The 21,034-nt window shown below is 72.1% G+C and carries 17 protein-coding genes; 13 read left to right on the forward strand and 4 right to left on the reverse strand.

Features of this window, described 5'->3' with window-relative positions:
- Nucleotides 1-93 precede the first annotated feature (93 nt).
- The 6 genes from WMF45_RS37905 to rplI all read left to right on the forward strand — a co-directional run bounded on the left by WMF45_RS37905 (nt 94) and on the right by rplI (nt 4,185).
- Complete coding sequence (locus WMF45_RS37905) at nt 94-1,056, forward strand: ribose-phosphate pyrophosphokinase (RefSeq protein ID WP_437710778.1); 963 nt, start codon at nt 94-96, stop codon at nt 1,054-1,056.
- A gap of 214 nt (nt 1,057-1,270) precedes the next feature.
- Nucleotides 1,271-1,963: a 50S ribosomal protein L25/general stress protein Ctc gene (locus WMF45_RS37910; protein ID WP_437710780.1), complete on the forward strand. Its 693-nt coding sequence runs from the start codon at nt 1,271-1,273 to the stop codon at nt 1,961-1,963.
- Nucleotides 1,964-2,078: 115 nt separating this feature from the next.
- The gene (pth, locus tag WMF45_RS37915) at nt 2,079-2,750 is read left to right on the forward strand and encodes an aminoacyl-tRNA hydrolase (RefSeq protein WP_437710782.1); all 672 of its coding nucleotides are present in this window, start codon (nt 2,079-2,081) and stop codon (nt 2,748-2,750) included.
- A 108-nt stretch (nt 2,751-2,858) separates the two neighbouring features.
- Entirely contained in the window at nt 2,859-3,398 is a 540-nt protein-coding gene (gene rpsF / locus WMF45_RS37920) for a 30S ribosomal protein S6 (RefSeq protein WP_437294708.1), read from the forward strand.
- A gap of 3 nt (nt 3,399-3,401) precedes the next feature.
- Nucleotides 3,402-3,722 (forward strand): 30S ribosomal protein S18, encoded by a 321-nt coding sequence (gene rpsR, locus WMF45_RS37925; protein WP_012239546.1) that lies wholly within the window; start codon nt 3,402-3,404, stop codon nt 3,720-3,722.
- Between the two features lie 10 nt (nt 3,723-3,732).
- Nucleotides 3,733-4,185: a 50S ribosomal protein L9 gene (gene rplI / locus WMF45_RS37930; protein ID WP_437710784.1), complete on the forward strand. Its 453-nt coding sequence runs from the start codon at nt 3,733-3,735 to the stop codon at nt 4,183-4,185.
- Nucleotides 4,186-4,309: 124 nt separating this feature from the next.
- Here the strand turns inward: rplI and WMF45_RS37935 are convergent, their stop codons facing one another.
- Complete coding sequence (locus WMF45_RS37935; protein WP_437710786.1) at nt 4,310-5,272, reverse strand: PfkB family carbohydrate kinase; 963 nt, start codon at nt 5,270-5,272, stop codon at nt 4,310-4,312.
- 478 nt (nt 5,273-5,750) lie between these two features.
- Between WMF45_RS37935 and dnaB the strand changes: the two genes are divergently transcribed.
- The 6 genes from dnaB to WMF45_RS37965 all read left to right on the forward strand — a co-directional run bounded on the left by dnaB (nt 5,751) and on the right by WMF45_RS37965 (nt 16,014).
- Nucleotides 5,751-7,253 carry a replicative DNA helicase gene (dnaB, locus tag WMF45_RS37940; RefSeq protein WP_437710788.1) on the forward strand — a complete coding sequence of 501 codons (1,503 nt, stop codon included), beginning with the start codon at nt 5,751-5,753 and terminating at the stop codon, nt 7,251-7,253.
- A gap of 15 nt (nt 7,254-7,268) precedes the next feature.
- On the forward strand, nt 7,269-7,697 hold the full coding sequence (locus WMF45_RS37945; RefSeq protein WP_437544737.1) for a hypothetical protein: 429 nt from the start codon (nt 7,269-7,271) through the stop codon (nt 7,695-7,697).
- Nucleotides 7,698-7,742: 45 nt separating this feature from the next.
- On the forward strand, nt 7,743-10,541 hold the full coding sequence (locus WMF45_RS37950) for a hypothetical protein (RefSeq protein WP_437710790.1): 2,799 nt from the start codon (nt 7,743-7,745) through the stop codon (nt 10,539-10,541).
- An 806-nt stretch (nt 10,542-11,347) separates the two neighbouring features.
- Complete coding sequence (locus tag WMF45_RS37955; protein WP_437710792.1) at nt 11,348-12,337, forward strand: L-threonylcarbamoyladenylate synthase; 990 nt, start codon at nt 11,348-11,350, stop codon at nt 12,335-12,337.
- A gap of 162 nt (nt 12,338-12,499) precedes the next feature.
- The gene (locus WMF45_RS37960; protein ID WP_437710793.1) at nt 12,500-13,696 is read left to right on the forward strand and encodes a YcbK family protein; all 1,197 of its coding nucleotides are present in this window, start codon (nt 12,500-12,502) and stop codon (nt 13,694-13,696) included.
- 260 nt (nt 13,697-13,956) lie between these two features.
- Complete coding sequence (locus WMF45_RS37965) at nt 13,957-16,014, forward strand: PrkA family serine protein kinase (RefSeq protein ID WP_272104360.1); 2,058 nt, start codon at nt 13,957-13,959, stop codon at nt 16,012-16,014.
- A 103-nt stretch (nt 16,015-16,117) separates the two neighbouring features.
- Here WMF45_RS37965 and WMF45_RS37970 read toward each other — a convergent pair whose 3' ends face one another.
- Nucleotides 16,118-16,435: a hypothetical protein gene (locus tag WMF45_RS37970; protein WP_437544745.1), complete on the reverse strand. Its 318-nt coding sequence runs from the start codon at nt 16,433-16,435 to the stop codon at nt 16,118-16,120.
- 33 nt (nt 16,436-16,468) lie between these two features.
- Nucleotides 16,469-17,224, reverse strand: coding sequence for a PP2C family protein-serine/threonine phosphatase (locus WMF45_RS37975; RefSeq protein ID WP_437710795.1), 756 nt, complete (start codon nt 17,222-17,224; stop codon nt 16,469-16,471).
- 133 nt (nt 17,225-17,357) lie between these two features.
- Here WMF45_RS37975 and WMF45_RS37980 point away from each other — a divergent pair, with 133 nt between their 5' ends.
- The gene (locus WMF45_RS37980; protein ID WP_437710797.1) at nt 17,358-18,539 is read left to right on the forward strand and encodes an FIST signal transduction protein; all 1,182 of its coding nucleotides are present in this window, start codon (nt 17,358-17,360) and stop codon (nt 18,537-18,539) included.
- Between the two features lie 80 nt (nt 18,540-18,619).
- On the opposite strand, the gene WMF45_RS37985 is transcribed toward WMF45_RS37980, so the two are convergent.
- Nucleotides 18,620-21,019, reverse strand: coding sequence for a protein kinase domain-containing protein (locus WMF45_RS37985; RefSeq protein ID WP_437710799.1), 2,400 nt, complete (start codon nt 21,017-21,019; stop codon nt 18,620-18,622).
- Nucleotides 21,020-21,034: the final 15 nt, after the last annotated feature.

Consider the following 21,034-nt stretch of genomic DNA (forward strand, 5'->3'; position numbering starts at 1 on the left):
CCGCCCGTCACGATACGCACGTACAGCCAAGCGATCGCTGTACAGAGTCGCTTGACGTGCCCATGCCCGACTGATAGAGCCGCGCTCCCCTAAATGGGCTGGAGGCGCGCCGTGTTCAAGAGAGTCAGTATCTTCTCCGGCAACGCCAATTTCCCGCTTACCCAGGAAATCTGTCAGGTCCTGGAGCAACCGATGGGGAAGTCGCGTGTGTCGCGCTTCTCGGACGGCGAGACGTTCTGCGTCATCCAGGAGAACGTCCGAGGCGTCGACACCTACGTCGTGCAGCCCACCTGCTCGCCGGTCAACGACAGCGTGATGGAGCTCCTGATCATGGTCGACGCGCTCCGCCGCGCCTCGGCCGGCTCCATCACGGCGGTCATCCCCTACTACGGCTATGCCAGGCAGGACCGGAAGGTCGCGCCGCGGACGCCGATCACCTCGAAGCTCGTCGCCGACCTCATCGTCGCCGCCGGGGTGAACCGGATCGTCGCGCTCGACCTGCACGCCGGGCAGATCCAGGGGTTCTTCAACATCCCGTTCGACCACCTGTTCGCGATGCCGGCGCTGCTGGAGCACCACCTCCGCGAGCACTACGGCAAGGACGTGGTCATCGTCTCCCCCGACGCGGGCGGCGTGGAGCGGGCCCGCGCCTACTCGAAGCGCCTCCAGGGCACGCTCGCGATCATCGACAAGCGCCGCGAGCGGGCGAACGAGAGCGAGGTCATGAACATCATCGGCGAGGTGGCCGGCAAGCACTGCCTCATCCTCGACGACCTCATCGACACCGCCGGCACCCTGGTGAACGCGGCCAACGCCCTGATGAAGCAGGGCGCCAGGAGCGTCGCCGCCTGCGCCACGCACCCGGTCCTGTCCGGGCCGGCGGTCGAGCGCATCAAGGACTCGCCCCTCACCGAGGTCGTTGTGACGAACTCGATCCCGCTCTCGGACGAGGCGAGGGCCTCCGGTAAATTCAAGGTCGTCTCGGTGGCGCGGCTGCTCGCCGAGGCGATCCGCCGCATCCATCACTCGGACTCGGTGAGCTCGCTCTTCGTCTGACCGGCCGCGCGGGTTCGGCGGCGGGACGCACCGGTGACGCAGGTCGCCCGCGCCCCCTCGCCAGGGCACACCAAAGAACTCACAAAAGACACAAAACGCGCCCTCCGGCGACGAAGGTTCGACTTTCTCTTCTCCGTTCTGCTATAGCGCCGCACCCTACGCCGGGGTGGAACCGCGCACCGCGGACCCCTGGATCACTTCTGGAGCCGTCGTCATGGACATCATCAAGCTCAACGCCACGAGGCGCGAGGATAGCGGCAAGAGCGCGTCGAGCCGCCTGCGCCGCGCCGGACAGATTCCCGCCATCGCCTACGGGCGCGAGCTCGCGCCGCAGTCGGTCGCCATCTCGCCGAAGGCGCTCCTTCAGGTGCTCGGCTCCGATCACGGCAAGAACTCCGTGGTCGAGCTGGCCATCGAGAACGGCCAGACGCTCACCGTCATGGTGCGCGACTACGACTACCACCCCATCTCGCGGGAGCTCGTCCACGCCGACTTCATCCAGGTGAAGCTCGACCAGCCCGTCGACGTGCAGATCCCCTTCCGCTGCGTGGGCAAGCCGAAGGGCGTCGTCACCGGCGGCGTGCTCCAGCAGATCTTCCGCACGATCCCCGTGCGCTGCCTGCCGGAGAAGATCCCGTCGTTCCTCGAGATCGACGTGACCGAGCTCGACCTGGGCGACTCGTACAAGGCCAGCGGGCTGAAGCTGCCGGAGGGCGTGAAGACGCTCCTCGCGGACGACCAGACGATCGCCGTCGTCAACGCGCCCGAGAAGGCTGGCGCCGAGGAGGAGGCGAAGCCCGCCGCTGGCGCGCCTGCCGCTGGCGCGGCCGCTGCGCCTGCCGCCGGCGCGGCCGCCCCCGCGAAGGGCGCGGCCCCCGCGGCCGGCGACAAGAAGGACAAGAAGTAGTCCGGGAGCGGGCCGCCTCGCGCCTCCGCACCGCGAGGCGCGCGCGGCCCGCCCTGCCCCGCTCCTCACCTGCCTCGCCGACCCGATTCCAGGGACTCAGCAGAACCAGCTCGTCATGCTGCTCGTGGTCGGCCTGGGGAACCCCGGCAAGGAATACGCTGCTCACCGGCACAACGTCGGCTTCATGGCCATCGACGCGCTGGCCGACGAGGTCCGGGCCGATCCGTTCCGCGAGAAGTTCTCGGGCGTCCACGCGCGGGCCGAGATCGCCGGACAGCAGGCGATCTTGCTCAAGCCGATGACCTACATGAACGAGTCGGGGCGCAGCGTGCAGCCGGCGATGGCCTTCTTCAAGGTGGCGCCCTCCGAGCTGATCGTGCTCCACGACGAGCTCGACCTGCCGTTCGGCACGGTTCGCCTCAAGGTCGGCGGCGGGCACGCGGGGCACAACGGGCTTCGCTCGATCATCTCGCACGGCGGGACGGGCAACTTCGGGCGCGTCCGCCTGGGGGTAGGACGGCCGCCGGCCGGTTTCCGGGGCGAGGTCGCGGATTACGTCCTGTCGGGGTTCGACGCCGTCGAGCGCGCGAGCCTGCCCGACTGCTTGAAGCAAGCTGTCCAAAGTGTGCTAGAAGTCGCCGCCCGCGGCTTCGAGGCCGCGATGAACGTTCGAAACACCCGGCCCAAGCCGGGCAAGAGGCAGAAGGGCGAGGGGGATGGGTCGACGGATCCAGCCCCCGCCGCGAAGGACGGGAAGGGTCCCCTCCCCCCGACGCAGAAGCCCTGATCCTCTACGGGACAGCCTGCCGAGCTCGCCGGTGCGTCGCTCGACAGGCTGTTCCTTTCCTCGCTCCGGGGCGCCGCCCCGGGGCCATTGGCCGAGAGGGAAGACTGAATGAGCCGACAGGTAACGGCGCCCGGGCGCGCCAGAGAGTACGAAACGATCTACATCCTGCGACCTGACATCGACGCCGACGGCGCCGAGCGGATCGGGTCGCGCCTCGCCGAGGTCGTCGGCCGCGAGTCGGGCCGGCTGACCAAGGTCGAGACCTGGGGGCGCCGCCGCCTCGCGTACGACATCGCCAAGCACCGCCGCGGCGTTTACGTGTACCTGAAGTACCTCGGGGGCGGGAAGGTCGTCTCCGAGGTCGAGCGCAACCTGCGCCTCTCCGACGGCGTGCTGAAGTACCAGACGGTGCTCGTGCGCAACGACGTCGAGGTCGAGGGCGTCACGATCGCCGACGAGGACGTGAAGTTCGAGCGCCTCGAGCTCACGCCGCTGGAGGACGACCGCGACGATTCGCGCGAGCGCCAGCTCGGCCTGATCGAGCCGGAGCGCCGCATCGACCGGAGCTCCGAGCAGGCTCCGGCGGGCGATCTCGACGATGCCGAAGAGGCTGAGGCGGAAGGCGCCGCCGACGAGGAGGAGAGCTGAGCTATGAACGGCCGCAACAACGACATGGGCCGCAACGGCGGCGCTGACTACGACGATCGCGACTTCGGGCGCACGCCCGACCTGAACGCCGACGCCCCTGGGCGCCGCCGCACGGGCCGGAAGCGCGTTTGCCGCTACTGCGCGGACAAGGCGCTGGTCATCGACTACAAGGACCCGCAGGCGCTCAAGTACTTCATCTCGGAGCGCGGCAAGGTCGTCCCGCGCCGCATCAGCGGCAACTGCGCGCGCCACCAGCGCAAGGTGACCCTCTCGATCAAGCGCGCGCGCAACATCGCGCTCTTGCCGTTCACCGTCACGGCGTAGGAGGTCGATCATGGCAACCCACATCCATGTGGTCCTCACGGAGGACCTCCACAACGTCGGCAAGAGCGGCGAGCTCGTGAAGGTTCGCCCTGGCTTCGCGCGCAACTACCTCATCCCGCGCGGCCTCGCGGTCGGCGCCACCGCCGAGAACGTGTCCCGCATCGAGCACGAGAAGCGGGTCGCCGAGTCGCGCGCCTCCAAGACGCGCTCCGAGGCGGAGCAGCTCGCGTCCAAGCTCAACCAGGTCAAGCTCACGATCAGCCGCCCGGTCGGCGAGGGCAACAAGCTGTACGGCTCGGTCACGGCGCGCGACATCGAAGAGGCGCTCGCCGCGCAGGGCTTCAGCGTCGACCGGCGCCGCATCGAGACCGACGCGATCAAGTCGCTCGGCGCCCACCCCGTCGTGATCCGCCTCGCCCCGTCCATCACGGCGTCGGTCGAGGTCACGGTCGCCGCCAAGTAGCGCAGCGCCAGGGAGCGCGGCTCGACCCGCGCTCCCGCGCTTCCCCTCCCCTCTCCAGCCGCACCCGCGCGCCTCTTTCGGCCGCGCCCCGCGCGCCTCCTTCGGCCGCGCCCCTGCGCCCCCTTCAGCCGCGCTTCCGCCTCACCCACGCCCGGGCGACGTCGTGCCCCCGCGCCACCGCGCGCAGCATGAGCGCCGCGTCCCCCCACCGCGCTCGCTCCTCCCAGACGAGGCTCGCCAGCATGCCGGCGCAGAAGGCGTCGCCCGCGCCCGTCGGATCGTGCGGCCGCACCGGGCGCGGCGCGACGGCGCGCTCGTCCCCGGGGCCGAGCAGGAGCGTCTCCCGCGCGCCATCGGTGACGACCAGCGTCGCCTCGGGGCGGAGGCGCTCGCGGAGCGCGCGCGCCGTCGTCCCCAGCACGTCGAGATCGCCGGCGCTGCACTTCACGAGGTCCGCCTGCCCGAACAGGCGGAAGCAGCCGCGCACGCCTGCGCCGGAAACCGGCGCGGCGCCGGCCTCCGCGCCGGGAACGGACGCGGCGCGCTCGGCGCGCGGCCACATCCGCGGGCGCGCGTTGACGTCGACCGAGACGGCGCACCCTTCGCGGCGAGCGCTCGCGGCCGCCCGCGCGAGCGCGCCGCTCGCCCCGCGCACCGGCGCGATCCCGGTGAAGTGCACGACCCGGGTCTGCCATCGTTCCGGCAGCGCTGCAGCGAGCGCCTGCGCCTCGCTCTCGCCCTGCCTGTACCCGGCGAAGCGCGCCTCGCCGCGCTCGATCGCCACGAGCATGAGGCCTGTGCGCGCCGCGCTCAGCGAGAGCCGTCCCACGTCGATGCCGGCCGCCGCGACCTCATCCCTCAGCCCGCGCCCCATCGCGTCATCGCCCAGCGCGGCGCACAGCCCCGAGCGTATCCCGAGCCGGACGAGCGCCGTCGCGGTGTTCACCGCCCCGCCCCCCGGCACACGGCGCAGCAATTTCGCTTGCTCGAGCGGAATGCCTTCGGGCGCATAGAGATCCCACAGCGCTTCACCGACGCAGACCACCTCGGCGGGCTCAATCCTTGTATGGCGTGTTTTGTGATCCACAATGGCGGCTCCCCGCGATGGCTCACGCCGAGGCGCGAAGCGTCATCGCAGCTGAGTCAAGCGCGAAAAGAAATGGCGATGAGACCGGGGTTGCTCAATTTCCATACCTCGCCGCCGGCGGCAGCGCCCCGCCGCGAGGCCCCTCGGCAGCGACCGCCGAGGAGGCCTCCGCGAAAGCGTCCGAGCAAGCCGACGAGCCTGCCTCCGAGGATGCCTCCGACGATGCCTGCGACGATGCCTGCGACGATGGAAGAGCGCCCCCTCGACGTGGAACCCGCATTGGGATGCCGACCGCACGAACGCTCACTGCAATGCAAACAGAAACCCTTCTCAGGGCTGCCCATGTTCTGGTAGACGGAAATCGACCCTGCACCCGACGCCCCGGAGGAACGTTTCCCCTCCGGGGCGTCGCCCATTTCGGCACCTGTGGAAAAGCTCGGGGCGGGATGGGGGGAATCGGTGGGGAGGAGAAGCACGGATGATGAGAATGATGGAGCGCCGGGGCCAGCGGCCTCAGAGGATCGAGCCTCCCATCGTCGCCGGACGCGTGCCGCCGCACGACCTCGACGCCGAAGCGGCGGTGCTCTCCGCCATCCTGCTGCACCGCGACGCGCTCGATCGGGTGCTCGAGATCCTGAAAGCGGACCACTTCTACAGCGAGGCGAACAGCCGCGTCTATGAGGCCGCGCAGGAGCTCGCGGCCGCCGGCACGCCCATCGACATCGTCTCGGTCGCGTCGTGGCTGCGCGACCGGGAGCGCCTTGTCCAGGTGGGCGGCGCGGCGTACCTCGCCCAGCTCGCGGACGCGACGCCCGCGGTCGCGCACGTCGCGGCGCACGCGCGGGTCGTCTACGAGAAATGGCGCGTGCGGCAGCTCATCGCCACGTGCCAGCGCGTCGCGGCCGAGGGGTACGGCGACGTCGGCGTGGTGCAGGAGTACATCGACGGCGCCGAGCAGGCGGTCTACCAGCTCGCGCGCACGCCCCAGGGGACGGCGACCCAGCCGATCGCCCAGGTGCTCAAGGCCGCGTTCGAGCAGATCACCGCCGCCGCCGAGCGCGGCGACCGGATCACCGGCATCTCGACCGGATACGAGAAGCTCGACGCCAAGACGGCCGGCCTGCACGACGGCGACCTCTCGATCATCGCCGCCCGCCCCGGCATGGGCAAGACGTCCTTCGTCCTCAACCTCGCCGTGAACGTGGCGTCGCCGCGCACCGTGAGCTCCCCGGGGCCCGACCAGTCGGGGCACGGCGTCGAGCGGCACGACCCCGGCTTCGGCGCCGCCGTCTTCTCGCTCGAGATGCCCCGCGAGCAGCTCGCGACACGTATGGTCTGCAGCGAAGGCCGCGTCGACGTCGGCAAGCTCCGCCAGGGCTTCCTGCAGCCCGACGACTGGCGCCGCCTGACCGAGGCCGCCTCGTTCCTGTCCACCCTGCCCATCTGGATCGACGACACGCCGGCCATCTCCCTCCTCGAGCTGCGCGCCAAGGTGCGGCGCATCCAGGCCGAGTACGACCGGCCGCCCAGCGACGGCAACTCGGGGCGGCGCATCGGGCTCATCGTCATCGACTACCTGCAGCTCATGAAGGGGCGGGACGGCGTGAGCAGCCGCGAGCAGGAGATCAGCGAGATCTCCCGCGGGCTCAAGCAGCTCGCGAAGGAGCTCAAGGTGGCGGTCATCGCGCTCTCCCAGCTGAACCGCGCCGTCGAGACCCGGACCACCAAGGACAAGCGCCCTCAGCTGTCGGACCTCCGCGAGTCGGGCGCGATCGAGCAGGACGCCGACAACATCATCTTCATTTACCGCGACGAGTACTACAACCCGGAGACGACCAACCACAAAGGCATCGCCGAGCTCATCGTCGCCAAGCAGCGCAACGGGCCGACGGGCAAGGTGCTCACGCGGTTCACCTCCTCGTGCACCCGGTTCGACAACCTCGCGCCCGGCGACTACCCGGAGATGGTCGACGACGAGTAGGCTGCGACGAACGACATGTCCGCCTGGTACGTCCCTGCCCTCCTCGCCGCGCTCTGCATGGCTGGTCACTACCTGATGCTGCGCGCGGCGGCAGGCCGGATAGGAGACGTCCTTGGCGCGCTGTGCCTCGAGGGCACCGCGGCCGTCGGGATCCTCATCTTCTTCCTCATCCGCCCGGGCGCGGAGACGCCTCCGTCGGCCCAGGGGGTGCTCTGGGCCTGCGCCGCCGGCCTGTGCATCAGCGGCGTCGCGACGCTCACCTTCATGGCGCTCCGCATCGGCGGTCCGGTGACCGCGACGGGGCCGATCGTGTTCGCCGGCGGCATCACGATCGCCGCGCTCTTCGCGCCGCTGCTCTTCGGCGAGGTGTTCACCGCCCGCCGGGCGCTCGGCGTCGGCCTGGGGCTCGCCGCCCTCTTCGTGCTCGCCACCGAGCGCTCCTGACCCAAGGCCGCCCCGCGGCCGCGCATCGGAGTCGGAAGAGGATCGATGACCCGCTCGCCCGAGTGCCCCCGCACTTCCAGAAGCCCCGCGGGGCGGGCGGCGCGCCACGCCCTCCGCTCGGCAGGCCTCTTCGCGTTCGCGTTCGCGCTCGCGTCCGCGAGCTGCGCGCCGCCCGTGCAGGGCGGCAGCGTCGTCGTGTCCTCCGGCGCTGTCGAGCGCCTCGGCATGCTCTGCCGGTGGGGCCGCGGCGGCGCGGAGCAGGGCGATCTCTGCCCGAGGGACGGCGGCGCCGCGCAGCCGGCGCGCGTCCGGCGGATCGCGGGGCCCGCGGACGCGCTCTCCGGTCCGCTCGCGGCGGGGCGGCCCGGCGACTACGTGCTCGAGAACGACGAGATCGCCGTGGTCGTCGATCAGCCCGGCCCCGGGGCTGGCCTCGCCGAGAGCGGCGGCAACCTCATCGACGCGGCGGACGCGCGGGCGCGCCGCGACGAGCTCGGGCAGATCGTCACGCGGCTCGGCGCGCCGCCGCGGCAGGTGATCTACCGCGACATCACGACGGGCGGCGGCGAGGACGGCGCCGCCTGGATCGAGGCGCGCGGCGAGGTGCGCGGGCGGGATCTCGCCGGCGGCGCGCTCTCCGTCACCACCCGCTACACGCTCCGGCCGCGCGACCGGGCGGTCATGATCACGACGTCGCTCCGGAACGACGGCGACCGCCCGCTCGAGGCGCTCGATCTCGGCGACGTCGTCCACTGGGGCGCGGCGGAGCACGTCGCGCCCGGCGTGGCGCCGGGGCTCCGCGGCGAGCACGAGGCGCCGTACCTGGCCGGCGTCGGGGCCGGCGTCGCGTACGCGCTCGCCCCGGTGGACGGCGCGGCGGTCCGCGCGCGCAGCGGCGAAGGCTTCAGCGACGTGACGTTCGCTCGGCAGGCCGCGCTGCCGCCCGGCGGGCGCGCCGCGTACCGGCGGATTTTCGCGATCGCGCCGCGCGGCGACTCGCTCGCCGTCGCGACGGAGCTCTTCTTTCTCGGCGGCGGCGCGCCCGGCGGCGTCGCGCTCGAGCTCGTGGACGGCCGCGGCGCGCCGCTCCCGCCCCTCGCCGGCAAGGCGACGCTGACGCCGATCGCCGAGGACGGCGCCGCGCCGCCCGCCGCCGCGCTCGATCTGTGGTTGCGAACCGGCGATAACGCGCCGCTCGCCGCCGAGGCGCCGCCCGGCCTCTACCTCGTCGGCTTCGAAGGGAGCGGCCGCGGCGCGCTGGGGAGCGCGCGGATCCGGATCCGCGCCGGCGAGTTCGCCCCTGCGCGGCTCACGCTCTCCGGCGCCGGCCGGCTCTACCTCGGGGTGCGCGAAGGCGGCGCCTCCGCGCCCCCCGCGGACCCCGATCTCCTCGGTCCGCTCGCGCCTGCGAAGGTCAGCCTCTTCGACGCCGCGACCGGCAAGGCTCTGTCGCCGCCCCGGCTCGCGCTCCAGGGCGAGCTCGATGTCGCCCTTCCCCCTGGGCGAGTGCGGGTCGTCGCGTCGCGCGGGCCCGAGTACGCGCTCGCCGAGGCGACGGTCGACATCGCGGACGGCGGAACGTCGCGGCTCGATCTCACGCTGGAGCGGGTGGTCGACACGTCGGGCTACATCGCCTGCGACCTCCGGCAGCACACGGCGCGGAGCGCCGACGCGGGCGTCTCGTCGGCCGCGCGGCTCGTCTGGAACGTGGCGGAAGGCGTGGAGTGCGCGGTGGCGAGCGAGCACAACCTCGCCTCGGATCTCCAGCGGGACGTCGCCGCCCTGCGGCTCGATTCGCGGCTGCGCATGCTCCCGGGCGTGGAGCTCACGAGCGGCCGGAGCGGCGCCGGGCTCGGGAGCCTCAGCGTGTTCCCGCTCGGCAGCGAGGCGGCCGCGCCCCGCGAGGGCGCGCTGCGGTGGGTCGACGAGACGGCGAGCGAGATCCTCCGCGAGGTGCGCGCCCTGCCCGGCGAGCGCGTCGTCCAGGTGAGCCGACAGCACGGCGGCGGCTCACCGCTGCACGGATCCGGGGCGCCGCCGGTCGCGCCGGATCAAGGCCCGAGCCTGCTCGCGCAGATCGTCGGGGCCGGCGCCGATGCCGTCGAGGTGTGGACCGGGCGCGACGCGGCCGCGCGGGACCGCGCGCTCGAGGAGCTCTGGGTGTTGCTCCGCGCGTCCCACCCGGTCACGCCGACGGCGACCAGCGACAGCCACGGGCTGCGCGGCGCGGAGGCGGGTACCCCGCGCACCTACGTCGCCGTGGCCGACGATGATCCGGGCCAGCTCGACGTGGCCGATCTCGTCGCGGGCCTGCGACGCCGTCGCGACGTCGTGATCACGAACGGGCCGTTCGTGACGATGCGCCTCGGCGACACCCGCCAGGGCGGCGTCGCCTCGGCGCGGCGCGGGTCCCGTGGCGGACCGCTGTCGCTCTCGATCCGCGTCGAGCGCGCCCCGTGGGTCGACGCGCGCGAGCTCCACGTGCTCGTCGGCGGCGTCGCGAGCGGCGCGCCGATCCCGCTGGAAGGCGCGCGCACCACGCCCGCGGGCGCGCTCCTCGACGAGATCGCGATCCCCATCGTCCTCGGAGCCGGCGGCGGGCGACGACCGCCGCGGCCCGACGCCCGCGCAGCACGCGTCGACCGCGGGCCCGGGCAGAGCACGCACGGCGCGATCTCCGTCGCCGAGGACACCTTCGTCGTCGTGATCGTCCGGGGGCGGCGCCCGCTCGAGCCGGTGCTCGCGGGAGACCCGGGCGAGATCCTGCCGTTCGCGATGACGGCGCCGCTCTGGATCGACGCCGACGGCGACGGCCGCTCCCTCGGCCGCGCCGCAGCGCCGTGAGCGCGGCGAGCTCCCTGACGCGCCGGGCACGGCAGCGCAGCCCCGCATGAAGAGGGCAGCACGTGTTGCCACAAGCTGGCCGGCGCCTGGCCCGGCTGTGCGGCATTGCGTGTAGCTGTCGAGCTTTGCTTTTAAATCTTCCTTGGCGCGCGAAAGAAGCGAGCGAAGAGGATTTCAACGCAAAGACGCAAAGACGCAAAGACGCAAAGACGCAAGGATGTATGAAGTTTGTTCTTTTTTGCGGCTTTGCGTCTTTGCGTCTTTGCGTTAAATCTCTCGCTGGATCCCTCGCCGGACTCCTGGTGGGTGGAACCAGTACGACCAGAGAACGGGTGGCTGGAGCTCCAAGACGACGCGAGCTGCCGACCCTTCCGATACGAGCGCACCGACGGTGCCAATGGATCTCTACGATTGATACGGCGCCCTTGGTGCGTGGACGTCGAGAAAAGACCTGTACCCAAGGTCACGACCAGCGCCGGCGCTCGTTTGCGAGGCCGCCGATAGGTAACGACCTATCGCGGAGGATCTTTTCGGCCCCGGCGACAGGTCCCGATCTCAAGAACTGGATCTTTTCATACAGGTGGTCAGGTCGCGACCAGGCCATGGGCTCACGAGCAGCCTCCGCGCCAGATCGCGGCCTCGCCGTCGGCTCGCGAGCAGCCTCCGCGCCAGATCGCGGCCTCGCCGTCGGCTCGCGAGCAGCCTCCGCGCCAGATCGCGACCTCGCGGGGGCATCCAGACGAGCGGCCGGAGGGGATCGCTTTTCGTTTGCCTCCCGCGCGCCCGGGCAACATGGACCGCGGCGCATGCGAACCGAGCGGCTCGCCGCTGACGCGGCATCCATCGCACGGGCCGCCGAGATCCTCCGCCGCGGAGGGCTCGTCGCCTTCCCCACGGAGACCGTGTACGGCCTCGGCGCGCGCGCCGACGACGCGCGCGCGGCGCGGGGCATCTTCGAGGCGAAGGGGAGGCCGCCCGGCAACCCGCTGATCGTCCACGTCCCCGATGTCGCTTCCGCCCGCGCCCTCGCGGACAGCTGGCCGCCGGACGCGGAGCGCCTCGCGCAGGCCATGTGGCCAGGGCCCCTCACCCTGATCGTCGCGCGCCGGGCCGACCGGGTCGCCGACGTGGTCGCCGCCGGCGGGCCGACGGTCGCGATCCGCATCCCCGTCCACCCGGTCGCGCGCGCCCTGCTCGACGCGGTCGGGCTGCCGATCGCCGCGCCGAGCGCCAACCGCTCCACCGAGATCTCGCCGACCACCGCCGAGCACGTCGAGAAGAGCCTCGGCGGGCGCATCGACGCGATCCTCGACGGCGGGCCGACCGCCGTCGGCATCGAGTCCACCATCGTCGACGTCACGCGCTCGCCGGCGCGGGTGCTCCGCCCGGGGCACGTCACGGCCGAGGCGATCGCCGCGCTCGTGCCGGTCCAGGCGGCCGCCGGGCTGATCACCGCCCCGGCCGAGCGCGCCCCGTCCCCGGGGACCCACGCGCGCCATTACGCCCCCCGCGCGCAGGTCGCGCTGGTCCCCGCCCAGGCCGTCCGCGGCGAGGTCGATCGCGCCGCGCAGGCCGGGTCGCGCGCCGGCGCCGTCGAGCACGGCAGCCGCACCGCGACGGGGCCACACGCCGAGCTCCTCCCCGGCGATCCCGCCGGCTACGCCGCGGCGCTCTACGCCGCATTGCACCGGCTCGAGGACGCCGGCTGCGACGTGATCGTCATCGCCGCCGTCCCCGAGGATCCCGCGTGGGACGCGGTGCGGGACAGGCTGACGCGCGCCTCCGCGGCGCCCTGAACAAGCGCCGCGCACCGCGCGCTGGCAACAGCGCCTCCGCCCGGCCCTGATCTCCCGCAGGTGTGTTTTCATCCCCCGAGCTGGCGGTTTGTGGCAAATCAGGGTCGCCCGCCCGCTGGGTGAGCTACCTTCCTCGCCCGACCCGCGACCCTCGTCGATCCCATGCCGGCAACGTCCCGCGCCGCCGTTCACAGCCTCGCGACCGCCCTCGGCCTCGCTGCGTCGCTCGTCGCCGCCCCCCAGCGCGCCGGCGCCAGCCTGCTCGACGAGCCGCCGAAGCGCGCGAGCTTCAACCTGAACGAGACGGTCGCGCCGGAGCTGCCGCTCCTCCGCGCCTTCCACAACGCCGCCGTCGAGCGCCCCGGACCGTTCCGGCTCTACCTGAACAGCGCCTACGGGAAATGGCGGCAGCAGCCGTGGTGGCAGCTCGCCTGGGGCGGCGCGCGGCCGGACGCCGCGGACGCGCTCGGCGAGCACGCGCTCGCCTCCCCTGCCCTCGGCTCCACGGCGTTCGCGAGCGCCTGGTCCCCCTTCTCCCCCTTCGATCCGCCCGGCACCCTCCACCTCGATCCGGCCGCGCCGGCGTGGTTCCGCCAGCTCGATCCGATCCTCAGCCCGCCGGTGCTCGCGACCACGGGGCCGAGCCTCTCCTCGAACGGCTTCGATCTGCTCTGGGATCCGCCGAAGAAGCAGCCGCTCGACTGGCGTTGCCGCAGGAGCCCGGTCCAGTTCGCCCGGTACGGCGGCCAGCACGACGCCTTCGAGCTCGTGCGCTGCGACGGCTCCGTCGCGCCCGGCGCGCTGGATCGCCTGTCGATCATGGCCCGTCCGCCCGACGCGCCCGACCCGGGCGCAGAGCTCCCCGACGAGCCCGACGCCGACACATGGCAACGGGCGCTCGAGTGGGTGCCCCAGGTCCGCCTCGTCCACCCGCGCCTGCTCTGGCTGCTCCAGCAGATCGCCGACGCCTTCCCGCGCCGAGGGATCCACATCTTCAGCGGGTACCGGCCGCGGCCGGCGGACGACGCGCAGGCCGCGCGCAGGCCAACCTCCGGCACGCACCACAGCCAGCACGCCGAGGGGCGCGCCATGGACATCCTCGTGATGGGCGTCCCGAACACCGCGCTGTTTCAGTTCTGCCGCACGCTCGACGACGTGGGCTGCGGGTTCTACCCGAACAGCAAGTTCGTCCATGTCGACGTGCGCCGCCCGGGCGCCGGGCGCGTCTTCTGGATCGACATCTCCGGCCCCGGCGAGCCGTCGGAATACGTCGACTCCTGGCCCGGCGTCGTCGAGAGCGGCGGGCTCTCCTGGGGAGGCGCTCAGGGAGCGCGCCCCGGCGGGGCCGCGCCTCGCTGACGTCGCCTCCCCGCGGTCGCCCTCGCACCTCGCACCTCCACCCGCGCGACCGGCTGCTCCGCCGCGCGCTCCCGTTCCGGAGGATGGAGCGCGCCCCGGGGCGCCGTGACTTGCCTCCCCGAGATCGGTGTTAAGCTTGGCGTCTTCCCCCTGGGCGCGCGACGCGAGACGGGGGCGGAGCTCGGCGAGCCGAGATCTGTCCCCCGCACCTCCGGCGGCCAAGGCCGCCCCGCGGTCGCCCTGGAGAAAAAGGGTGCGAAATGGGCGAGTTGCGGACAGGGATGGTTGAGAAGATCGCGGCGATGCAGGACTTCGCGCTCTACCGCGATCTCGCGTGGGAGGGCACGTTCGAAGAGTACCTCCAGATCGTGCGCCAGAACCCGCAGGTGACGCGCAACGCGTTCCAGCGGGCGTACGACATGATCATCCGCTACGGCATCGAGGAGTACACGGACAACAAGAAGAAGCTCATCCGGTACAACTTCTTCAAGGACGAGATGCACGGCGGCGCCGACGCCGTGTACGGGCTCGACATCCCGCTGATGCGGCTCGTCCACGTGCTCCGGGCGGCCTCCGAGGGGTACGGTCCGGAGAAGCGCGTCATCCTGCTGCACGGCCCGGTCGGCTCGTCGAAGTCGACGATCGCCCGGCTCCTCAAGAAGGGCATCGAGCACTACTCGACGACCCCCGACGGCGCGCTCTACACGTTCGACTGGGTGAACCTCGACGACGTCGGCATGGCCGGGACGGAGAGTGCCCGCTTCAAGTGCCCGATGCACGAGGAGCCGCTGCGCCTCGTCCCGCCGGCGTGGCGCGACCGCGCGTTCCGCGAGCTCGGCCTCTCGAGCGCGCAGCACCACGTCCGCACCGAGGGCGACCTCGACCCCGCGTGCCGCTTCATCTTCAACCGCCTGATGGACAAGTACGGCGGCGACTGGTCGAAGGTGATGCAGCACGTGCGCGTGCGCCGCCTCGTGCTCAGCGAGAAGGACCGCGTCGGCATCGGCACCTTCCAGCCGAAGGACGAGAAGAACCAGGACTCGACCGAGCTCACCGGCGACATCAACTACCGCAAGATCGCGGAGTACGGCTCGGACTCGGACCCGCGCGCCTTCAACTTCGACGGCGAGTTCAACATCGCGAACCGCGGCATCGTCGAGTTCATCGAGGTGCTGAAGCTCGACGTCGCGTTCCTCTACGACCTGCTCGGCGCGTCGCAGGAGCACAAGATCAAGCCGAAGAAGTTCGCCCAGACGGACGTCGACGAGGTCATCATCGGCCACACCAACGAGGCCGAGTACAAGAAGCTCCTGAACAACGAGTTCATGGAGGCCCTCCGCGACCGCACGATCAAGATCGATATCCCGTACATCACGAAGGTGTCGGAGGAGATCCGGATCTACGAGAAGGACTTCAACAAGGAGAAGATCCGCGGCAAGCACATCGCCCCTCACACGCTCGAGGTCGCCGCGATGTGGGCCGCGCTCACCCGGCTCGAGGACCCGAAGAAGCACAACCTCTCGCTCGTCCAGAAGATGAAGCTCTACGACGGCAAGGTCCTGCCCGGCTACACGCAGGACACCGTGAAGGAGCTCCGCAAGGAGGCGTCGCGCGAGGGCATGGAGGGCATCAGCCCCCGCTACGTGCAGGACAAGATCTCGAACGCGCTCGTCAACGACCTCGGCGAGGGGACGATCAACCCCTTCATGGTCATGAGCGAGCTCGAGAAGGGCCTCCGGCACCACTCGCTCATCACGAACGACGAGCAGCGCAAGCGCTTCACCGAGTGCATCGGGATGGTGAAGCGCGAGTACGAGGAGATCGTCAAGAACGAGGTGCAGCGGGCGATCAGCGCCGACGAGGACGCGATCCAGAAGCTCGCCGCGAACTACATCGACTCGATCAAGGCCTACACCCTGAAGGAGAAGGTGAAGGACCGCTTCACCCGCGAGGACGTCGAGCCCGACGAGCGGCTGATGCGCTCGATCGAGGAGAAGATCGACATCCCCGAGAACCGCAAGGACGACTTCCGCCGCGAGATCATGAACTACATCGGCGCGCTCGCGGTCGACGGCAAGAAGTTCGAGTGGCACACGAACGACCGGCTGCGCCGCGCCCTCGAGCTCAAGCTGTTCGAGGATCAGAAGGACGCGATCAAGCTCCAGACCCTCGTGTCGAGCGTCATCGACAAGGAGACGCAGGAGAAGATCGACATCATCAAGACCCGGATGATCAAGTACTTCGGGTACAACGAGGTCTCGGCGCGCGACGTGCTCGACTACGTCGCCAGCATCTACGCGCGCGGCGACACGAAGTGACCCGTCGCGGGGGCGCGGCGGCGCTGCTGGCAGCGCGCCGCGCCGCTCGCCGCGCCGCTCGCCGCCAACTACTCGCCCCCTCCGATCCTACCCGCCCTGACGCTCAGCCCTCGCGCCTGACCTTCGCGAGCTCGCGCTCCCCGTCCCGCCGGAGCTTCGCGAGCTCACGCTCGAGCGTCGCGACCTCGCGCTCCAGGGAGGCCACCGTGCGCTTGAGGTCGCGGACCTCCTCGACAGACGCCAGGCCCATCGCCTTGGCGAACGTCTCCTTCTGCTCCGCGGTGAACGAGGAGACCCGGCCGGGCACGCTCATCGCCGTCATGAACAGCCGCATGAACCGCTCGTCCTGCATCAGCTTCGCCACGTTCGGGTTCGCGGCGAGCTTCATGCCCTCGGTGACCAGTCTGTCCTTCAGCGCCATGCGCGCAGCGTAGCCGACTTTCGCGCGCTCGCGTCAGCCCACCTCGACAAGCACCGCCGTGATGTTGTCCCGCCCCCCGCGCCGATTCGCGAGGTCGATGAAGAGGTCGACCGCCACGTCGCCGCCCTTCGAGGCGATGTTCGCGACCTCCTCCTCGGCGTGGAGATACCCGTGCAGCCCGTCGGAGCAGAGCAGGTATCGATCGCCCTCCTCGACGGCGACGATCGAGGTGTCGACCTCGACGTAATCCCGGTTGCCGACCGCGCGCGTGATCACGTTGCGGTGGGGCGAGCTCTTGGCCTCGTCCACGGAGATGAGGCCGTTCTTGATCTGCCACGCGATCAGCGTGTGATCCTCGGTCATCTGCACCGCGGTCCCGTTGCGGACCTGGTAGATGCGGCTGTCGCCCACCTGGCCGGTCACGAGCGCGCCGCCGACGATGAGCGCCGCGCTGATCGTCGTGCCCATGCCGCTCTTGTCGCGATCGAGCTCGGCGATCGCGAAGACCATGTACGTCGCCGCCTGGATCGCGCCCTCGAGGATGCGCAGCACGGCGCGCGCCTTGGGCTGCGTCAGCGGCTCGTTCGGATCGCCGATGGCGGGCAGGCCCCGCTTCACCATGCCGTAGATCGTCTCGACCGCCTCGGCGCTCGCGACCTCGCCGGCCGCGTGCCCGCCCATGCCGTCCGCGACGATGTAGAGCCGGAGCTCGTCGTCCCGGAAGAACGCATCCTCATTGGCGCGCCGGTGGCGCCCGACATCGGTGCGGCCAAATGATTGGATCCTCATCGAGCTTGCCCGGTCCTTCGCTTGCCGTCCCGTGAGGAAATCCCCGAGGCGCCGGCGCGACTGTCGCACGATAAACTTCTTAAGCGGGGCCTGTCGAGTGGTCGGAGGCTCCATTAGGATGGGCGAGCCAGCCATGGCACGAAGCTTCTCCGCGACCTGTGGGCCGGATGGCCTTCTCCAGCACCTGGCGGACCTGCGCAGCGCGGTCCCGTCGCCGTCGGGCGGGATCGTCTTCGTCTCCGGACAGCTCGCCCAGCGCGCCTCGGGCGTCGCCGAGCTCGTCCGTGGCGCCTGGCGCGGCGTCCCCGCCTGCGTCGTGCCGGCCGCGGGCGTGCTCAGCGAGCGCGGCGAGATCGAGGGGGACACCGGCGCGAGCGGCGTGTTGTGGTCCGGCGGGCAGGTCACCCCCTTCGCGCTGCCCGAGCGCGCCGAGGAGCCGAGCCGCCTCCTGCGCGAGGCGCTCGCCCGCACCGTCGGCCAGCGCTCCGCGACGGCCATCCTCTTCGCCCGGCCCGGGGCGTTCGCGCCCGAGCGGCTCGAGGCGCTCTCCTTGTCCGCGCCGAACACGTGCCTCTTCGGCGCCGGGACGGCCTCCGGCTCCGCCATCGGCGTGACGTCGCAGGGCGAGCTCATCGAGGGCCCGGCGACGGGCCTCGCCATCACCGGGTTCGCCCCGCCGCTCGTCGACGCCTCGCCCGCCGCCAGGCTGCTCTCCGGCTTCCACCGCATCGACGAGGCGAGCGGCGGCGTCGTGCTGCGCGCCGGCGGGCGGCCGGCGCTCGACCTGCTCTCCGCCGCGACCGCCACGCTCGGCGAGCCGCCCAGCGCGCAGCAGCTCATCCTCGCCGCGCTGGCCGACCCGCCGCTCGATCCGCCGGGCGCGCCGGGCGCCGACAGCGGGGACGCCGAGGCGGAGGCGCTCGATTCCGTGCGTTACGTGCTGCGGCCTGTCCGCGGCATCGATCCCTCGCGGCGGGGGCTCCTGCTCGGCGACGAAGCCAGGCCCGGCGCGCGCCTCGCCTTCGCGGTGCGCGACGCCGCCATCGGCCGCGCCGGGCTCGAGGGGATCGCCCGGCAGGTGTCCCGGAGCGCGCTCGGGTCGGCCCCCCGCTTCGCGCTCTACCTGACCTGCGCCGGGCGCGGCCAGGGCCTGTACGGGACGCCCGACGTCGAGGCGCGCATCCTGCGCCAGCGCTTCGCCGACCTCCCGATCGCCGGCATGCACTCGAGCTTCGAGATAGCCCCCTGGGCCCGGGGCCAGGCCAGGCTCGCCCTCTACACCGGCGTGCTCGCGCTCTTCCGCGCGCCGAGCTGAGCGCTCTTCCGCGCGCCGGGCTGAGCGCTCTTCCGCGCGCCGGGCTGAGCGCTCTTCCGCGTCGAGCCGAGCGCCGCGCCTCAGCGCTCGCGGTAGACCGCGACCACCGCGGAGGCCCGCCGCTGCACCGCCGCGTGGACGGCCGCATACCGCGGCTGGTCGCGCAGGGGCGCGAGGACCGGACAGCGCTCGAGCCAGATCAGGTCGAACAGGCCGTCTTCCAGCGAGAGCTCGAGCGCGGCCAGCGCGAGCTCTCGCTGGCCGAGGAAGGCCGCGAACTCCGCCTGGAGCTGCCGGATGAACGACGTGCGCCGCAGCGCCGTGACGGCCGGGCGCTCCCCCTCGACCTGCACGGGCCGGACGTCCGAGAGCCGCCCCTCGATGAGGTCATCGATCACCTGCGCGAACGGCGTTGGGAGGTCCGGGAAGGCCTCGCTCACGCGCTTCTGAGAGAGCTTCTCGACCACCACCGGGTCGCGCTGCCAGAGCGCGCGGCGCATCCGCAGGACGGTGTAGCCCGATCCGCTCCCCACCGTCGGATGCGCCCGGATCACGTCGTCGGCCTCCGACCACTTGCCCAGCAGCGTGTACGCGCGCGCCAGCGCCTGCGCCGCCAGCACCACCTCGGGATCGCGCGCCAGCGCGGACCGCGCGCGCCGCGCGCCCTCCTCGAAGGCGCCGCACTCGAGCAGGATGTGGCCGATGAGGCCCTCGGCCTCGGCGTTGCCCGAGCGGGTCGCGAGCGCCGCCTTGAGCTCCCGCATCGCGCCGACCACGTCGAGGCGCTGGAACCGCACCGACGCCATCGCGAGCCGCGCGTCCGGCAGCCCGGGCGCCGCGGCGACGGCGCGCGACGCCGCCTCCGTGGCCAGCTCCCCGCCGCGGTCCGTGAAGAACCAGAAGCGGGAGCGCGCGAGCGCGTAGGCCGACAGGATCATCGGATCCTCGGGCGCGCGCGAGAGCGCCTGCTCGAACAGCGCGATCGCCCGCTCCTGGTGCTCCGGCCAGAACCTGCGGTACTCGTGGCGCCCGCGCAGGAACAGGTCGAGCGCGACGGGATCGCTCGGCGCCGTGCGGTTCGGCGCGGCCCCGTCGAGCGTCAGCGCCTCCGCGACCGCCTCGGCCACCTCGTCGTTGATCCGCAGCACCTCCGCCTCGGGTCGATCGAAGCGCTTCGCCCACAGCTGGAACCCGTCGGCGACGCTGATGAGCCGCGCGTTGATCCGCACCGTCCCGTCGCGCCGCCGCACCGAGCCCCCGACGACCACCTGCACCCCGAGCTCGCGCCCGACCTCGCGCGGATCGAGCTCGGAGGACGAGCGCCGCCCGATCGCCCCGCGCGGCCTCACCCGGAGGCCCGGCGTCATGGAGAGCGTGTCGACGAGATCGTCCGTCAGCTCCTCGGCCAGGTACGCGTCCGACGCAGGTCCCTGGTTCGCGAACGGCAGGACAACGACGCTCTTGCCGCCGTGCTCGGCCACCCCGGAGCTCGCCCCCGGGGTCACCCCGGAGACGGCCGTCCGCTCCTGCGGCGGCGTGAACGCCGGCGGCGTCACCGTGGCCGGGCGGGTGAGCGAGGCGAGGTCGTGCACGACGCTCTCGACGGACGGATACCGGTCGCCGCGCTCGCGCGCCATGCAGCGGAGCACCACGCGCGCGAGCGCGTCGGGCAGGTCGGGGCGCCGGAGCCGCGGATCCGGCGGGTCGGCGAAGAGCCGCGCCGCGGCGACGGCGAGCGGCGCGTCGCCCTGCCACGCGCGCTCACCCGTGAGCATCTCGAAGAGCATCGCCCCGAGGGCGTAGATGTCGGCGCGCGCGTCGACGTCGTCGGCGCCCTGCACCTGCTCGGGCGCCATGTACGCCGGCGTCCCCATGACCGCGCCCAGCGTCTTGCCCGCCTCGCCGCTCGCGACCGCCCGCGCGATCCCGAAGTCGGTCAGGACGACGCGCCCGTCGCGCCCGAGCAGCACGTTGTCCGGCTTGAGGTCACGGTGGATGACGCCGGCCCGGTGCGCGGCATGGAGGCCCGCGCAGACGCCCTCCACGACGTCCAGCGCGCGGGTCATGCCGAGCCGCCGCTCGCGCGCGAGCAGCGCGGCGAGCGGCTCGCCGTCGACGAACTCCATCGTCAGGAACCGGTCGCCCTCGTGCTCGCCGATGTCGAAGACCCGCGCCACGTTCGGGTGCGTGACCTTGCGCGAGAGCCGCACCTCGCGCCGGAACCGATCGGTCACCTCCGGCGCGACGCTGAGCTCCCGGCGCAGCACCTTGACCGCGACGAGCTCCTCGAGCTCCAGGTCCCGGGCGCGGTACACGCTGCCCATCCCGCCGATGCCGACCAGCCCGAGGAGCTCGTACCGGCCTGCGAGGACCTGCCGCGGGCCGGTCGCGACGGCGTCCGCGGAGTCGGCCGCTGGCCGCGCGCCGCTCGCCGCGAGCGGAGGGTCGTGGATCGTGTCGTCCTTGAAGCTCTGCGGCATAGGGGAATTCCGGCG

Source organism: Sorangium sp. So ce448 (assembly GCF_051520915.1).
GTDB lineage: Bacteria > Myxococcota_A > Polyangia > Polyangiales > Polyangiaceae > Sorangium > Sorangium cellulosum_B.

What these genes read in the sequence shown, in the direction of transcription:
- dnaB (WP_437710788.1), top strand. Translation starts at nt 5,751, where the DNA reads ATGATGAGAATGATGGAGCGCCGGGGCCAGCGGCCTCAGAGGATCGAG.
- pth (WP_437710782.1), top strand. Translation starts at nt 2,079, where the DNA reads ATGCTGCTCGTGGTCGGCCTGGGGAACCCCGGCAAGGAATACGCTGCT.
- WMF45_RS37980 (WP_437710797.1), top strand. Translation starts at nt 17,358, where the DNA reads ATGGCACGAAGCTTCTCCGCGACCTGTGGGCCGGATGGCCTTCTCCAG.
- WMF45_RS37945 (WP_437544737.1), top strand. Translation starts at nt 7,269, where the DNA reads ATGTCCGCCTGGTACGTCCCTGCCCTCCTCGCCGCGCTCTGCATGGCT.
- WMF45_RS37905 (WP_437710778.1), top strand. Translation starts at nt 94, where the DNA reads ATGGGCTGGAGGCGCGCCGTGTTCAAGAGAGTCAGTATCTTCTCCGGC.
- rpsR (WP_012239546.1), top strand. Translation starts at nt 3,402, where the DNA reads ATGAACGGCCGCAACAACGACATGGGCCGCAACGGCGGCGCTGACTAC.
- WMF45_RS37975 (WP_437710795.1), bottom strand. Translation starts at nt 17,224, where the DNA reads ATGAGGATCCAATCATTTGGCCGCACCGATGTCGGGCGCCACCGGCGC.
- WMF45_RS37955 (WP_437710792.1), top strand. Translation starts at nt 11,348, where the DNA reads ATGCGAACCGAGCGGCTCGCCGCTGACGCGGCATCCATCGCACGGGCC.
- WMF45_RS37970 (WP_437544745.1), bottom strand. Translation starts at nt 16,435, where the DNA reads ATGGCGCTGAAGGACAGACTGGTCACCGAGGGCATGAAGCTCGCCGCG.
- rplI (WP_437710784.1), top strand. Translation starts at nt 3,733, where the DNA reads ATGGCAACCCACATCCATGTGGTCCTCACGGAGGACCTCCACAACGTC.
- rpsF (WP_437294708.1), top strand. Translation starts at nt 2,859, where the DNA reads ATGAGCCGACAGGTAACGGCGCCCGGGCGCGCCAGAGAGTACGAAACG.
- WMF45_RS37910 (WP_437710780.1), top strand. Translation starts at nt 1,271, where the DNA reads ATGGACATCATCAAGCTCAACGCCACGAGGCGCGAGGATAGCGGCAAG.
- WMF45_RS37985 (WP_437710799.1), bottom strand. Translation starts at nt 21,019, where the DNA reads ATGCCGCAGAGCTTCAAGGACGACACGATCCACGACCCTCCGCTCGCG.
- WMF45_RS37960 (WP_437710793.1), top strand. Translation starts at nt 12,500, where the DNA reads ATGCCGGCAACGTCCCGCGCCGCCGTTCACAGCCTCGCGACCGCCCTC.
- WMF45_RS37950 (WP_437710790.1), top strand. Translation starts at nt 7,743, where the DNA reads ATGACCCGCTCGCCCGAGTGCCCCCGCACTTCCAGAAGCCCCGCGGGG.
- WMF45_RS37965 (WP_272104360.1), top strand. Translation starts at nt 13,957, where the DNA reads ATGGGCGAGTTGCGGACAGGGATGGTTGAGAAGATCGCGGCGATGCAG.